Genomic DNA, 15,059 nt, shown 5'->3' on the forward strand with positions numbered 1-15,059 from the left:
TGAAGGAAAACCCGCAGATCGTGCGGCTACAATCGCAGGTTTGCGACCGCGGCGCAAAAGCCAGCCAATCACTCCTTCCGCGCAGCACTTCCCATGGCACTCATCGTTCACAAGTACGGCGGCACGTCGATGGGCTCGATCGAGCGCATTCGTAACGTTGCCAAGCGCGTCGCCAAATGGCACCGGGCAGGACACCAGATGGTGGTCGTGCCTTCGGCCATGAGCGGCGAAACCAACCGTTTGCTGGCCTTGGCCAAGGAGTTGGCCCCGGCGGCTCACACCACAGCCTATGCCCGCGAACTGGACATGATCGCCTCCACCGGCGAGCAGGTCTCGGTGGGCTTGCTGGCCATTGCCTTGCAGGCCGAGGGTATCGATGCGATCAGCTACACCGGCTGGCAAGTGCCAGTGCGCACGGATTCGGCGTACACGAAAGCTCGCATCGAGAGCATCGATGACACACGGGTCCGCGCCGACCTCCAAGCCGGCAAGGTGGTGATCATCACCGGCTTTCAAGGCGTCGATGCCCAAGGCCATATCACCACGCTGGGGCGTGGCGGGTCGGACACGTCGGCAGTGGCCATTGCCGCGGCCATGAAGGCGGCTGAATGCCTGATCTATACCGATGTGGATGGGGTGTACACCACCGACCCACGCATCGTGCCGGAGGCGCGCCGGCTGCACACCATCAGCTTCGAAGAAATGCTGGAGATGGCCAGCTTGGGGTCCAAGGTGTTGCAGATCCGCTCGGTGGAATTCGCTGGCAAGTACCGCGTTCCGCTGCGGGTCTTGTCGAGCTTCACACCATGGGACATTCCGCTGGACGAAGAGGCCAAGTCGGGCACGCTGATCACCTTTGAGGAAGACGAGAACATGGAAAAAGCCGTTGTGTCGGGCATTGCCTTCAACCGCGACGAAGCCAAGATCACCGTGATGGGCGTGCCCGACAAGCCGGGCATTGCCTACCAGATCCTCGGTGCCGTAGCCGACGCCAACATCGATGTCGATGTGATCCTCCAAAACGTCTCGCATGACGGCAAGACGGACTTCTCGTTCACGGTGCACCGGAATGACTACGCCAAGACCATCGACCTGCTCAAGGAGAAGGTCGTGCCGCACTTGGGTGCCAGCGAGGTCGTCGGTGACACGAAGATCTGCAAGGTGTCCATCGTGGGCATTGGGATGCGTTCGCATGCCGGGGTGGCCAGCCGCATGTTCCGGGTGCTGGCCGAAGAGGGCATCAACATCCAGATGATCACCACCAGCGAGATCAAAACCAGCGTGGTGATCGACGAAAAGTACATGGAGTTGGCCGTGCGCGCTCTGCACAAGGCCTTCGATCTCGATCAGGATTCGGCTTGAATCGTCAAGAAACTGTGCGCGGGGCCCGTATTCGCGGTTAGAATGCAGCCCTTCGCCAAATTCCGGTTGGAGACGTGACCGAGAGGCCGAAGGTGCTCCCCTGCTAAGGGAGTATGCGGGCAAAACCTGCATCGAGGGTTCGAATCCCTCCGTCTCCGCCAACCGACAAGCCACCCCAAAGGGTGGCTTTTTGTTTTTTGCCTCCTCATGGGCGTGTTCTTCAAGCCCGGAGCTTGCGGCGCGGTCGGCCGGGCCGCTCGAGTCATGGTGCACTGCGCCAGAGCCATCGAGCCAGGCCAGAGGACCCGTCAGAGAGCGTGAACAAAGTGGTGCCGTGTACGGGAGCGCTGATGCTTGGGTCTCGGTGCTCGCGCGTGGGCGTGGAAGAATCGCCGCTGAGAGCCGTCGGGGCGGCGAGATGGCGTCGGCGGCAGGGGACTGAAGTGGTCGAATGATTGGACACGCCGTCTATAGTGTGAAGGAATGCACATTTCAAGGCGGCGTGAGCCCCAGATTTGGGGGTTGCGGGATCCAGCAATCTGGCTTCCGATGCGATACAGCCGAACGGGCCTGGATGGAACGGGCGGTCGGTCCGCAACGAAGTGGTGTCGGCCTGGGGCCTGCCATGGGTGCCCTGGGGCCGAGGAGCAGGAGCGTTCGGAATGACAAGCGTATTTTCGATGTTGGATGACCAGGAAGACGCCTGTGGGGCGTTTCATCTTCCGGTGCAGGGCCTGTTCGCCGATCTCGAACGGGCGCAGGGGTCGGTCAGTCTGGATGACGAGTTTTTGTCGATGCCGCCCGAGGCCCAAGCGGCCATCTTGCAGGATTGGCAACGGGCACTCGAGGCCACCCGGCGTCGCGCCTTGATCCGGATGTTTGCCGAAATTTCCGACCGTCTGCCGCAGGCGCCGATCAGTGTGCGTTGGCAACGGCTGCGCGAACGGTGTGAGCGATTGGGATTGGAGTGCCCGGCGGAGTTGCCAGTGCTCCTGGGGGCTGCCTGAGGATCGCTAGGGAGCCTGTGGTGATCCACCCGATGCACCGAGTCGCGCATCCATGAGACAACGGCACCCATGCGGTACAACTCCAGGGCGTGGCGCGTCGATGCCACGAAGTGAAATGTTGCGCGCATCCCCGTGGTGACCAAGATGGCCGAGGCGACAGGCGTCCAAATCGACCGTGATCTCGCCGAGCGGTTGGCCGACGAGCAACTGCGCATGGTCTGGATGCATGCGTCCATCGGGACGCTCATCGCCACGGCGTTTGCGGTGTTCATGGCGGTGCACTTGTCGGACACCGTGCCCGTGCTGCTGGTGCAGACCTGGGTGGTCATGAAGCTGCTGGTGGCAATTCCCCGGATCGTGCAGGCTCAGGTGTACCGGCGTCAGGGCTATCCGGGGGGGCAGGCTTGGCGCAGCAGCACCTATTGGATGCTGGCACTGGATGGTGCGGTCTGGGGCCTGGCTGGCGCTTGGCTGATGCAGCAAGACACTCACACGGCCTCCTTGGTGGCGGCTTGCTTGGCCTGCGTGGCCTCGGTGGCGACCTTCGGCTTGCAGGTGCGGGTCCTGGCCACGGCGGCTTATGTGGCCCCGATGCTTGCTCCAACGGCGCTGTCTCTGTTGTGGAGAGGCGACGAATTTGGCCTGCTGGGGGGCATCGGTCTGGTGCTGATGCTGGGGCTGTTGTTGACGACGGCCCTGCGGTCCGAGAAGCGACTGGCCGAGGTTTTTTTGCTGCGCTTGCATGCGAACCGAATTGCGCAGGAGCGGGCGCAGGCCCTGGAGATGGCGCAGCGGGAAAGCGCGGTCAAGAGCCAGTTCCTCGCGACGATGAGCCACGAGCTGCGCACGCCGCTGCATGGCATCCTCGGGTTGGCCCGACTGCTTCATGTGGACACGAAGGATCCGGCGATGTTGCGTCGGATCGAGCTGATCGAGAGTTCGGGAACGCATCTTCTGTCACTGATCAATGACCTGCTGGACATTGCGCGCATCGAGTCGGGGCAGCTGAAGATTCAATGCACGACCTTCGACTTGGCGGCCGAACTGGAGCGGGTGGCCGGCGTGTACGCGGTGCGCGCCGAGGACAAAGGCTTGGTGTTCACCAGCGACTTGCGTTTGCCGCGCCCGTGTTGGGTGCAAGGGGATCCGGCGCGCATGCGCCAGGTGTTGCACAACCTCCTGGGCAATGCAGTGAAGTTCACTCAGAAGGGGTGGGTTGGCTTGGCGGTCCACCGGGAGCCTGATGACGAGACGGTGGTCTTTGAGGTCCGCGACACTGGCGTGGGCATTGCGCCCGCCGATCAGGCGCACATTTTCGATGCCTTCCGTCAGGTCGCAGCCGGGCCATCTCGCCCCCTGGAAGGCACGGGCCTGGGGTTGACCATTGCCCGTGAAATCGCGCATGCCATGGGCGGCGACATCACCTGCCAGAGCACGGTCGGGGTGGGCTCGTTGTTCCGTTTCACGGCGCGCTTGCCCTCGGTGGCTGCGCCCGCGCTCGAGTCGGCGGCGCCCGTCGTGCCCGCGGGCTCGACCGCCGTGACGTCCGCGGCGGTGACGCCGGCCGCTGCGGCGTCCGGGCAGCACCAGCCGCATGTGTTGTTGGTCGAGGACAATGACCTCAATGCCTTGGTGGCGTCGGCGTTTCTGGAGCGTTGCGGGCTGGAGGTCGAGCATGTGCACGACGGGCGTGAAGCGGTGCGTCATGCATTGCGGGAAGTGGGGCGTCCTGACCTGATCTTGATGGATTGCCTGATGCCTACGCTCGATGGCTTCGAGGCCACGCGCGAGATCCGCCATCAGGAACAGGCGCTGGGCTTGGCGCGGGTGCCGGTGATCGCCTTGACCGCCACCGCCAGTGAGGAAGACCGCCGCCGATGCTTGGCCGCAGGCATGGATGACTTTTTGGCCAAGCCTTTCACCGATGCCGATTTGATGGCCTTGATGAGCGTGTGGCTGCCGCCTTGGGGCAGATCACCGGGGGCACCGGCGGCCCCCCCGGCGCAGGGCCAGACGGGGCACCCGCCCTCGTTAGGCGGCAAGGGCTTCCAGCCGACCTGAGGACAGGGCGGGCTCGAACAGCCGGATGTCTGGGTGCGTGGTGCCCACCATGAAGGTGTACAGCGGGTGGTGTCGCGCATGCCATTCGCGTTCGGCGGCGCGCACGTCGAAGGCCAAGACCCAGTGCTCCAGGTGGCCTGCATGGGCCAGTGGCACGGTGCGGTCGTCGTCATACAGGCTGGTGAAACCCAGGCGACGGTACTGCCGCACCAAGGCCGGGCTGCGGGCGCCGATGACCATCCAGCGAACCTGGTTGGCCAGGCAGTAGAGGTAGCTGGCCTTCATCAGCGCGAGTTTGACGAGCGGGTCGGTGTGGCCTGGCAGCACGGCCAAGCGGGTGATTTCCGCCCGCGCGTCGTCTCGCATGGCTCGGGGTACTTCCACACTGCCTTCGATCAGCAAGGGGCCGTGGCTGTTGATTTGGACCCGTGCCGTGCCCACCGGCGCGCCGCTGGCTTTGTCGGTACAGACCAACACGGCCGTGGCGGGGGAATGGTCCAAGGCATCGGGGTGGGCAAAGGCCGTGCGCAACTCCGGGAGATGGTGGCCGTAGGACTGGGCGCGTACCCAGCAGGCGGCTTGGAGATCTTGGAGGGTGCGGGCGATCCGGACGGTGAAGCTGAGCTGGGCGGTAGGCATGGCGGCAAGGAAGGGAGGGTGACATCGACCAACCGGACAGTGCGACCGGATTGGGGCGGCCTGACAAACTTACCGTGTTTGGTCCCGTCTGGGGATGGGGGACTTGCAAAAGATCGTGAGGGCCTGCGATCCATGCCGCATCAGCCGACACGGCTTGGATGCGCCCAGGCCGTGAATCAGCAAAGTCCCGCCATCGGTGCCGGGAGGATCGACCCGGTGAAAGCCGGCGGGTGAGTCCGCGGCTCCAGCGTTGCGGCTCAGCCGGCGCGGGGCTCAGATCGCAAAGTCGCTCAGCTGTTTACCACTGGCCAGAGCGGCTTCCACCCATTTGGGCTGCCGTCCACGCCCGGTCCAGGTTTCGCCTGTTGCAGGATTGCGATATTTCGGTGCCACTTTGACGCCTTTGCCCGTCGAGGATTTCCCCGTGGAGCCCTTGCCTGCCAGATCGGCCACTGTGATGCCATATTGAGCCATCAGGCTTTTGATCTGGGCCATTGCTTCGGCCAGCTCTTGCTTGCGGGCCGCCTCGATTTTCTTTTCGAGTTCGGCTTTCTGGGCGAGAAGTTCTTGAAGGGTGGACATGTTTTCGGCCTCAGGACATGAAGACAGCGCTGAATATATCCCGAATGTCCAGGGCTTGGAACCGTCTGCTGGGGCTTGTCAAAAACAAATGCCCGTCGCACGGGCCGTGCGGCGGGCATGTTTTGAGACTCGGCCGTCGAGGGCGGCTTACTTGTAGCCGACGCGATCGAGCATTTGTTGAACCTTGGCCGTGTTGGCCCCCACGGTGGCCAGCGGCACGAGCTCGGCTTTGAATTCCCCCAAGGCCTCCAGGGCAGGGTTGCCCGCCTTCACCCCGGGGACGACGGGGTATTCGTTGTTGCCATTGGCGAAGTAAATCTGGGCCTGGTCGCTGGCCAGGTATTCCAGGAACAGGCGAGCGGCTTCACGGTTCTTGGCATGGCGGGCCATGGCGCCGCCGGCAATGTTCACGTGCGTGCCCCAGCTTTGCTGATTCGGAAAGACGACGCCGACCTTGCGCACGACGTCTTGGTCTTCCGGCTTGTTCGAACGCATCAGGCGGGCGAAATAGTAGCTGTTGCTGATGGCCACGCCGCACTCACCGCTGGCCACGGCACGGATTTGGTCCGTGTCGCCGCCCTTGGGTTCGCGGGCCATGTTGGCCACCACCCCTTTGGCCCAGGCTTCGGTCTTTTCCGGACCCAGGTGCTCCATCAGGGCGCCGAACAGCGAGAGGTTGTAGGGGTGCGAGCCCGAGCGAGTGCAGACCTTGCCTTTGAGCGCAGGATCGGCCAGTTTTTCATAGGTGTCTACGGCAGAGGGCTGGATCATGGCCTTGTTGTAGACGATCACGCGCGCGCGCGTGGAAAAACCGAACCACTGCGAGCCTTGGCCGTGGTCAGCCCCGCGCAGATGGGCCGGAATGCGCTCTTCCAAGACCTTCGATCGCAACGGAGAGAACAGGCCATCCGCTTCGGCACGCCACAGGCGCGCAGCGTCCACCAGCAGGATCACGTCGGCCGGGCTGGCTGCGCCTTCGCTCTTCAAGCGGGCCAGGATGCCAGCGTCATCGGCTTCCACCCGGTTGATGCGGATCCCGGTGGCTTTGGTGAAGTTGGTGTAAAGCGCTTCGTCCGTCTGGTAGTGACGGGCCGAGTACAGGTTGAGCACCTGCTTGTCCTGTGCTGCGGCCGGCAGGCTCAGGGTGGCCATCAGGGCGCTCAAGGCAGCGGTTAGACGTCGGATGAACATGGTCACTCCTGGATTGAGACGGCCGGATTCTAGACAAAAACACGAATGATTCTCAAAAATGATCTTCATAAGTTTGATCTGGCATCAGGGCCTTGCCGGGCAAATCGGGTGTCGTGTGGGATTTGTCCTTGTGGGGGTAGGGTCCAGAGGGGCATGATCAGTCCATGCTCCAGCCCTTTGCCATTGCGCCTGAATCACGGCCCCGGTCTGCGCAGGCCCTGCTGGTGGCCTGCGAAGGGGTGCATCGGCTGTACCTGCGCGGTCGCTTGAGTCTGCGACAGGTGGTTTGTGAGGACGTGGCCCAGGCCGAAGCGGCCGTGGAGTTCTGTGCCGAGCGGCCCGTGGACTTGGTGGTGATGGACTTCGATCACCTGGGGCAGCCGCAGGGCTGGCGGCTCGTGCGGCAGCTCAGGGTTCCGCATGCGTGCCGGCGCGCACCGAAGCTGGCCGTGCTGGGTCAGACGCCGCGCTGGCGCCGTTGGCAAGCCTCGATGGCCGGTGTGACTTGCTTGGACAAGCCGCTGGATCCGCGATTGCTGGACGCTTGGATCGTGCGCTGTTTGGGCCGGGAGCGGACGGGGCCGGTCCCGGTCTCTTTGTTCGGCGCAGGGGCGGACCGTGGCAGCCCGCCAGGGCGGGCCTTTCAGTTCGACGGTGGCACGTAGCCGGCGGGCTGGTCGGCGCCTTCGCCGAAGAAGTAGCGTTCCATTTGCCGGGCCAGGTATTGGCGAGCCCGGGCATCGGCCAGATTCAGCCGGTTTTCGTTGACGAGCATGGTCTGATGCCGCAGCCAGCTGGCCCAGGCCTCTTTGCTGACGTGGTCATAAATGCGCTTGCCCAGCTCACCGGGATAGGGCGGAAAGTCGAGGCCTTCGGCTTCTTTCTTGAGATACACGCAGTGAACGGTGCGAGCCATGGAGTTGCCTTGTGTCATCGAAGGGATTCGGAATTGTCGCGCGGGTCATGCGCTTGGCAGGCCGATGACCCGACGCGCCTTGCGCATTTGTCGAGGCCTCAGCGCAGGCGTTTGACCAACACCTTGGAGCGGCGGTCCCAGTTGTATTTGCGCTTGCGGGCCTCGGGCAGCCAATCGGGGTCGACCTCGCTGAAGCCGCGCTTGATGAACCAGTGCATCGTGCGCGTGGTCAGCACGAAAAGACTTTCCAGCCCCATGGCGCGGGCGCGCTGCTCGATGCGCTTGAGGATGCGTTCGCCGTCTCCCTGGCCTTGCACCTGCGGCGAGATGGTCAGCGCGGCCATTTCGCCGGTGCGGGCCTCGGGGTAAGGGTAGAGGGCTGCGCAACCGAAGATCACTCCGTCGTGCTCGATCACGGTGTAGTGGCCGATGTCGCGTTCGATCTCAGTGCGGCTGCGCTTGACCAGGGTGCCGTCTTGTTCGAAAGGTTCGATGAGCTGGAGGATGCCGCCGATGTCGTCCACCGTGGCTTCGCGCAGGCTTTCCAGCTTTTCGTCGACCACCATGGTGCCAATACCGTCGTGGGTGTAGACCTCGAGCAGCACGGCACCATCGACCGAAAACGGCAGGATGTGCGAGCGCTCCACCCCGCCCAGGCAGGCCTTGACGCAATGTTGCAGATAAAAGGCGGTGTCGGTGGGTTGGCTCGGACTGGGCAGCTGGGCCAGCAGACGCTGGGCGTCGGCCAGTGCCAGCTCGGTGTCGATGGGGCTTTCGGGATCGTTGGGATTTTCGCGGATGCCGGGCACCTCGGTCATGAAGATGAGTTTGTCGGCCTGCAGGGCCACCGCGGTGCTGGTGGCCACATCTTCCATCGTGAGGTTGAACGCCTCGCCGGTGGGCGAAAAGCCAAAGGGCGACAGCAGCACGATCGCGCCAGTGTCGATGGTGCGTTGAATCGCGCCAGCATCGACCCGGCGTACGACACCGCTGTGCATGAAGTCCACGCCGTCGACGATGCCCACTGGCCGGGCGGTCAGAAAGTTGCCCGAGATCACGCGCACGGTCGAGTTGGCCATGGGGGTGTTGGGCAAGCCCTGGGAGAATGCCGCTTCGATTTCGAAACGCAGTTGGCCGGCGGCTTCTTGGGCGCAGTCCAGGGCGATGGGGTCGGTGATGCGGATGCCGTGGGAAAAGCGCGATTCGTGTCCTTTGGCCCGAAGCTGCTCGGTCAGTTGGGGGCGAAAGCCGTGTACCAGCACGAGCTTGATGCCCATGGCGTGCAGGATGGCCAAGTCTTGAACGAAGGCGTTGAGCTTGCCCGCTGCAATCGCTTCGCCGGCCAGGGCCACCACGAAGGTCTTGCCCTTGTAGGCGTGGATGTACGGGGCCACCGAGCGGAACCACGGGACGAAAGTGTGGGGAAAGACGAGGCTCATGGCGGTGGTCGGGCGGGGGAGCGCATGGATGCGCTTGCTTTGAAATAATGGCGAATTTTGCACGAGCCGATGAGTTCCAGCCTACGGCCCCGCATGGAGCGGGCTGCTCACCCCATTGCACCGATCACCTTTGCCGAGTCGCTGCCGGTGTCTGGCAAGCGCGAGGAGATCGCGCGGGCGCTCCAGGACCATCAAGTGGTGATCGTCTGTGGCGAGACGGGCTCGGGCAAAACCACCCAGTTGCCCAAGATCGCGCTGGCCCTGGGGCGGGGCCGTGGCGCCGGGGGAACGGGCCTGATCGGTCATACCCAGCCCCGCCGCATCGCCGCCTCCAGCGTGGCCAAGCGCATCGCGCAGGAGTTGAATTCTCCGCTGGGCGAGATCGTGGGCTACAAGGTGCGGTTTCAGGATCGGTTGTCGCCTGGGGCTTCCGTGAAGCTGATGACCGATGGCATTTTGTTGGCCGAGACGCAGACCGACCCGCTGCTGTGCGCATATGACACGCTCATCATCGACGAGGCGCACGAACGCAGCCTGAACATCGATTTCCTGTTGGGCTATGTGCGACAGATCTTGCCGCGACGGCCCGATCTGAAGGTGATCGTGACCTCGGCCACGATCGATGCCGAGCGCTTTGCACAGCACTTTGCCGGCCGCCAGGGGCCTGCGCCGGTCATCCATGTGTCCGGGCGGCTGTATCCGGTGGAGCTGCGCTGGCGGCCTTTCGAGGAGCGCCGCGACTACGACCTTCAGGATGCGATTGCCGATGCGGTGGACGAGCTGTGGCGCGAAGGGCCGGGCGACATTTTGGTGTTTCTGCCTGGCGAGCGGGAAATTCGGGAAGCAGCCGATCATTTGCGCCGGCATTTGTCGCACCAGCCGGCGCACCGGCATGCACAGATCCTCCCACTGTTCGCACGCTTGTCTCAGGCCGAACAAGACCGGGTGTTCGAGCCCAGCGACGGACGGCGCATCGTGCTGGCCACCAACGTGGCCGAAACCTCGCTGACGGTTCCGGGCATTCGCTATGTGATCGACTCCGGCTTGGCGCGGGTCAAGCGCTACAGCTACCGCAACAAGGTGGAGCAACTGCAGATCGAGCCCATCAGTCAGGCGGCGGCCCAGCAGCGCGCCGGCCGCTGCGGGCGAGTGGCCAATGGTGTGTGCATCCGTCTGTACGACGAGAAGGATTTTGCCAGTCGACCGCGGTTCACCGATCCGGAGATTCTGCGCTCCTCGTTGGCCGGCGTGATTTTGCGCATGAAGGCGCTGGGCTTGGGGCCGGTGGAGGAGTTTCCCTTCCTGGAGCCTCCGCCACGCAAGGCCATTGCAGACGGCTATGCCTTGTTGGCCGAGCTCAACGCGGTGGATGAGTCCAACGAACTCACCCCTATCGGCAAAGAACTGGCGAGGCTGCCGCTAGACCCCCGCGTCGGGCGCATGATCCTGGAGGCGCGGCAGCGCCAGTCTCTGACCGAGGTGTTGGTGATTGCCGCGGCCTTGAGCGTGCAGGATGTGCGTGATCGTCCGCTGGATCAGCAGCAGGCCGCAGACCAGAAGCATCGCCAATTCGACGACGAGAAGTCGGAGTTCATGGGCTATCTCAAGCTGTGGAAGTGGCTGGAAGACAGCCGCGGCGGGCATGGGGCCCACCGTCTGTCGCACCGCCAATACGAGCAGCTGTTGCGCGAGCATTTCATTTCGCCGCGCCGCGTGCGCGAATGGCGCGACATCCACGCCCAGCTGCACACGGTGGTGGCCGAGCATGGTTGGAAGCTCAATACCAGCCCGGCCACCTATGAGCAGATCCATGTGGCCATGTTGGCCGGACTGCTGGGCAATGTGGGCTGCAAGAGCGACGAGGACGATTGGTACCTGGGGGCTCGGGGCATCAAGTTCTGGCGTCACCCTGCGGTGCGTCTGAGCAAAAAGCCCGGACGCTGGCTGGTGGCAGCCGAGTTGGTCGAGACCACCCGGCTGTATGGGCGGGGGCTGGCTGCGATCGAGCCGCAATGGATTCCCTGGGTCGCCGGGCATCTGCTCAAGACCCAGCTGCTGGATCCGCATTGGGAGAAGAAGGTCGCTGAGGTGGTGGCGCTGGAGCGAGCCACACTGTACGGGCTGGTGATTTACAACCAGCGGCGGGTGAACTTCGGGCGGGTCGATCCGGTGGCGGCACGCGAGATCTTCATCCGTGAGGCCTTGGTGGCCGGGCAGTGGGACACGAAACTGCCGTTCTTGGCCCACAACCGCAAATTGATCCGTCAGGTCGAAGAGCTCGAGCACAAATCGCGTCGCCAGGATGTGCTGGTCGATGAAGAGCTGATCTACGCCTTCTACGACCAGCAGATCCCGCCGCAGGTGTGCAGCGGGGCCAGCTTCGAGCGCTGGTACCGCAGTGAGAGCGCGCGCAACCCCAAGTTGTTGATGCTGACCAAGGAGGAGCTGATGCGCCATGAGGCCGCGGGCATCACGACCGAGGCCTTTCCTCCAACGGTGCGCCTGGGTGGCATCGATTGCACGGTGAGTTATCTGCATGAGCCCGGGGATGCGAAGGACGGCATGACGGTGACCGTGCCGATCTACGCGCTGAACCAAGTGGCCGAAGAGCGCTGCGAGTGGCTGGTGCCGGGCATGCTCAAGGACAAGGTGCTCGCGTTGCTCAAAAGCCTGCCTCAGAAACCTCGTGCCCGCTTGGTGCCGCTGCCGGAGTTCGCGCAGGCTTTCATCGACAGCCACCCTTTCGCTCAGGGTTCCTTGCTGGAGGCGTTGTTGCAAGCCGTGCGCGAGCGCACGCAGCTCGATGTCAAGCGCGCCGACTTCAAGTTGGAGATGCTCTCGCCGCATCTTTTCATGAACTTTCGGGTGGTCGATGAACATGGACGCCAATTGGGCATGGGCCGACATCTGGCAGCGCTCAAGGCTGAGCTGGGGGCGCAGGCGCGAGGGGCGTTTCAGGCTCTGGCGGCATTGAAGCTGGGATCAGCCCTCGGGGCCGCTGTGGCCAAGGGCGACACCGAACCGAAGGCGGCGTCGGCACAGCAAGCTGCGGCCCCGGCGGCTGCGGCCGTGCAACGCTACACCGATTGGACTTTCGGCCCGTGGCCCGAGCTGATGGAACTGCAGCGCGGCACGCAGACCTTGGTGGGCTTTCCAGCACTCATCGACAAAGGCAGCCATGTCGAGATCGAGGTTTTCGACGAGCCCGAAGTCGCTGCACAGCGCCATCGCGCAGGCTTGCGACGTTTGGTGGCGTTGCAGATCCGGGACCCACTGAAATACCTGGAGAAGAACATCCCCGACCTGCAACGCATGGCCGTGGCCTACATGAGCCTGGGCACGGCCGAGGAGTTGCGCGAGCAAATCATCGAGGTCGCGCTGGACCGCGCCTTCATCCACGAGCCCCTGCCGCTGGATGAAGCCGCGTTTCGCGCCCGTATCGAGCAAGGACGACCACGTCTGAACCTGATCGCACAGGAAGTCGCGCGCCTGGCGGGTGTGGTGCTGACGGAGTATCAGGCCGTTCAGCGCAAGCTCAAAGACAGCCGCCCCCCTAAGGAGGTGGTCGAAGACTTGACCGCACAGCTGCAGCGACTCATGGGCAAGCGTTTCCTGGCCGCAACGCCTTACGCCCAGTTGGCACACGTTCCCCGGTATCTCAAAGCCATGGTCTTGCGGCTGGACAAGCTGCGCGCCGACCCGGCACGAGATGCCGCGCGGCTGGCCGAGCTCAAACCGCTGGAACAGCGCTACTTGCGCCGATTGGCCGAACTCAAGGGCCGAAGCGATGCTCGGCTCGACGAGTTTCGCTGGCTGCTTGAGGAGCTGCGCGTCAGCCTGTTCGCTCAAGAGCTGCGCACCCCCCAGCCGGTGTCGGTCAAACGCTTGGAAAAGGCATGGACCCAGCTCCTGGGCTGAGCCACGAACGTCGGCGCCGGTCTACAATAGACGTCTTCGGGGTGTAGCGCAGCCTGGTAGCGCAACTGCTTTGGGAGCAGTGGGTCGCACGTTCGAATCGTGTCACCCCGACCATCATCTCGGTGGGTCCTTGCCGGTGCTTGGCCGCCTTGACGCTCGATGCCCAGTGGTTCGTAGGCTCGGCGGGGCGGCCGATGGGATCGATGGCATCGGCCGCACGTCTTTGGATCCGCGCATCCCCCTCCTGACATTTCCCTTGATCTGGCGCCGGCAGCGCGGCTGCCAGGCCGCCGTTCGTTGGCCACACCACCGCACCCCGACGTCGCACCTGCGATCGAGTTGGCTGGTGTGCGATGCGGCCGACCCGTGCCGCGCCGGTGTGCTGCGGCGCTGGAGGGCACGGCCCCCTTCGTCTGGGCGAAGTGTGGACCGTGGACATGGTGCGGTGGGCTGCTTGCTGAAAATTTGTGCAGCCCAGCCAGAGGGCCGATGAATACGGGGCTGTCGCAAGGCATCCCCGGCGTTTTCACAGAGCTATCCACAGGATCTGTGGATCACCGTCGGCCTTGGAGGCAACGGCCAGGCGGATGTGATCTGGCCTGCCCGGAGGGACTCGAACCCCCGACCTGCTGCTTAGAAGGCAGCTGCTCTATCCAGTTGAGCTACGGGCAGATGCTTGGGATTCTACGTGGCGCGCAAGGTGCGTCAGTGGTCGTAAACGGTGTCGAGTGAGCGGAAGCCCTTGATCTCGATCGGGTTGCCGGAAGGGTCGCGAAAGAACATGGTCCATTGCTCGCCGGGTTCGCCTTCGAACCGCACTTGGGGTTCGAGCACGAATTCGACGCCGGCAGCGCGCAGGCGCTCGGCCAAGGCTTGCCAGTCGGGCAGCTCCAAGACCACGCCCAGGTGTGGCATGGGCACCAGATGCGAGCCGACACGGCCAGTGTTGGTGGTGGTAAAGGGCTTGCCCAGATGCAGCGAGATCTGGTGGCCGAAAAAGTCGAAATCGACCCAGGTGTCGGTGCTGCGGCCTTCCCGGCATCCCAGCACCCCGGCGTAAAAGCGCCGTGCGGCGTCGAGGTCGTGTACGTGGTAGGCAAGATGGAAGAGGCTGCGCATGGCCAGGAGGGTCAGGAGGGCAGGGGCGTCACGCAGGGACGGCTCTCGATGGATCAATGACGGCGGTATTGCTCGGCACCAAACAGCACTTCGCGGGCTTTGTCGTCGGTGATGGGCTTGCGCCGCTCGGCCAGCACTTCCACGCCGCGCTGCACGGCCGGTCGAGCGGCGATCTCGTCGAACCAGCCTTTCAGGTGGGGATAGTCGTTCCAGTCAATGCCTTGGTTTTTCCACGAACGCAGCCAAGGAAAAATGGCGATGTCGGCAATGCTGTACTCGGGCCCGCCGATGTAGCGGCTGTTGGCCAAGCGCTTGTCCATGACGGCGTACAGACGCCGGGCTTCGTTGGTGTAGCGTTCGATGGCGTAGTCGATTCTCTGCGGCGCATAGAGGCGGAAATGATGAGCCTGCCCCAGCATCGGACCCACCCCGCCCATTTGGAACATGAGCCACTGCAGGACTTCGTATTTGCCCCGCGTGTCGGCGGGCAGGAAGCGTCCGGTCTTGCCTGCCAGGTACAGCAGGATGGCGCCGGATTCGAACAGCGAGATGGGCCGGCCGTCGGGGCCGTCGGGGTCGATGATCGCCGGGATTTTGTTGTTGGGGCTGATGGCCAGGAATTCGGGCTTGAACTGATCGCCAGCGCCGATGTCGATGGGCACGACTTTGTAGGGCAGCCCACACTCTTCGAGCATGATGTGAACTTTGTGTCCGTTGGGCGTGGCCCAGGAATACACCTCGATCATGGACAGACCTCCGTCGGCGACATGGGTTGCTCGTGCAAGAGCTGCCAATCTAGCCGATCTGGGCATGTCGTGTGGCGGC

General features: G+C 63.8%; 12 protein-coding genes and 3 tRNA genes. 7 read left to right on the forward strand and 8 right to left on the reverse strand.

The window, feature by feature from the left end; all coding sequences use genetic code 11:
* Window positions 1-93: 93 nt before the first annotated feature.
* The 4 genes from F615_RS0101480 (at window position 94) to F615_RS17535 (ending at window position 4,430) form a co-directional block, all read left to right on the forward strand.
* The gene (locus F615_RS0101480) at window positions 94-1,362 is read left to right on the forward strand and encodes an aspartate kinase (RefSeq protein WP_019559402.1); all 1,269 of its coding nucleotides are present in this window, start codon (window positions 94-96) and stop codon (window positions 1,360-1,362) included.
* A gap of 68 nt (window positions 1,363-1,430) precedes the next feature.
* Window positions 1,431-1,523, forward strand: a tRNA-Ser gene (locus F615_RS0101485).
* 501 nt (window positions 1,524-2,024) lie between these two features.
* Window positions 2,025-2,369, forward strand: a complete 345-nt coding sequence (locus tag F615_RS0101490; RefSeq protein ID WP_156824502.1) for a hypothetical protein — start codon at window positions 2,025-2,027, stop codon at window positions 2,367-2,369.
* Window positions 2,370-2,513: 144 nt separating this feature from the next.
* Window positions 2,514-4,430, forward strand: coding sequence for an ATP-binding protein (locus F615_RS17535; RefSeq protein ID WP_156824503.1), 1,917 nt, complete (start codon window positions 2,514-2,516; stop codon window positions 4,428-4,430).
* Here F615_RS17535 and F615_RS0101500 read toward each other — a convergent pair.
* The 3 genes from F615_RS0101500 to F615_RS0101510 form a co-directional block, all read right to left on the reverse strand.
* Entirely contained in the window at window positions 4,401-5,069 is a 669-nt protein-coding gene (locus F615_RS0101500) for an N-acyl amino acid synthase FeeM domain-containing protein (RefSeq protein ID WP_019559404.1), read from the reverse strand. The two genes, F615_RS17535 and F615_RS0101500, sit on opposite strands and share 30 nt — an antisense overlap.
* 273 nt (window positions 5,070-5,342) lie before the next feature.
* Window positions 5,343-5,651 (reverse strand): H-NS histone family protein, encoded by a 309-nt coding sequence (locus F615_RS0101505; protein ID WP_019559405.1) that lies wholly within the window; start codon window positions 5,649-5,651, stop codon window positions 5,343-5,345.
* A gap of 147 nt (window positions 5,652-5,798) precedes the next feature.
* Window positions 5,799-6,842, reverse strand: coding sequence for a Fe(3+) ABC transporter substrate-binding protein (locus F615_RS0101510; protein ID WP_033370847.1), 1,044 nt, complete (start codon window positions 6,840-6,842; stop codon window positions 5,799-5,801).
* A 164-nt stretch (window positions 6,843-7,006) separates the two neighbouring features.
* On the opposite strand from F615_RS0101510, the gene F615_RS0101515 reads away from it, so the two are divergent.
* Entirely contained in the window at window positions 7,007-7,507 is a 501-nt protein-coding gene (locus tag F615_RS0101515; protein WP_019559407.1) for a response regulator, read from the forward strand.
* Here F615_RS0101515 and F615_RS0101520 read toward each other — a convergent pair.
* Both F615_RS0101520 and argA read right to left on the reverse strand, forming a co-directional pair.
* Complete coding sequence (locus tag F615_RS0101520; protein ID WP_019559408.1) at window positions 7,486-7,758, reverse strand: oxidative damage protection protein; 273 nt, start codon at window positions 7,756-7,758, stop codon at window positions 7,486-7,488. The genes F615_RS0101515 and F615_RS0101520 overlap by 22 nt on opposite strands.
* 98 nt (window positions 7,759-7,856) lie before the next feature.
* Entirely contained in the window at window positions 7,857-9,197 is a 1,341-nt protein-coding gene (gene argA / locus F615_RS0101525) for an amino-acid N-acetyltransferase (protein ID WP_019559409.1), read from the reverse strand.
* A 93-nt stretch (window positions 9,198-9,290) separates the two neighbouring features.
* On the opposite strand from argA, the gene hrpA reads away from it, so the two are divergent.
* Together hrpA and F615_RS0101535 are read left to right on the forward strand one after the other, a co-directional pair.
* Complete coding sequence (hrpA, locus tag F615_RS0101530) at window positions 9,291-13,115, forward strand: ATP-dependent RNA helicase HrpA (RefSeq protein ID WP_019559410.1); 3,825 nt, start codon at window positions 9,291-9,293, stop codon at window positions 13,113-13,115.
* Window positions 13,116-13,152: 37 nt separating this feature from the next.
* Window positions 13,153-13,229 (forward strand) — tRNA-Pro (locus F615_RS0101535).
* A 481-nt stretch (window positions 13,230-13,710) separates the two neighbouring features.
* Here the strand turns inward: F615_RS0101535 and F615_RS0101540 are convergent.
* The 3 genes from F615_RS0101540 to F615_RS0101550 all read right to left on the reverse strand — a co-directional run bounded on the left by F615_RS0101540 (window position 13,711) and on the right by F615_RS0101550 (window position 14,980).
* Window positions 13,711-13,787, reverse strand: a tRNA-Arg gene (locus F615_RS0101540).
* 33 nt (window positions 13,788-13,820) lie between these two features.
* Window positions 13,821-14,234, reverse strand: a complete 414-nt coding sequence (locus tag F615_RS0101545) for a VOC family protein (protein WP_019559411.1) — start codon at window positions 14,232-14,234, stop codon at window positions 13,821-13,823.
* A 53-nt stretch (window positions 14,235-14,287) separates the two neighbouring features.
* On the reverse strand, window positions 14,288-14,980 hold the full coding sequence (locus F615_RS0101550; RefSeq protein ID WP_019559412.1) for a glutathione S-transferase N-terminal domain-containing protein: 693 nt from the start codon (window positions 14,978-14,980) through the stop codon (window positions 14,288-14,290).
* Window positions 14,981-15,059: the final 79 nt, after the last annotated feature.

Origin of the sequence: Caldimonas manganoxidans ATCC BAA-369 (genome assembly GCF_000381125.1) — a bacterium.
Lineage (GTDB): Bacteria > Pseudomonadota > Gammaproteobacteria > Burkholderiales > Burkholderiaceae_C > Caldimonas > Caldimonas manganoxidans.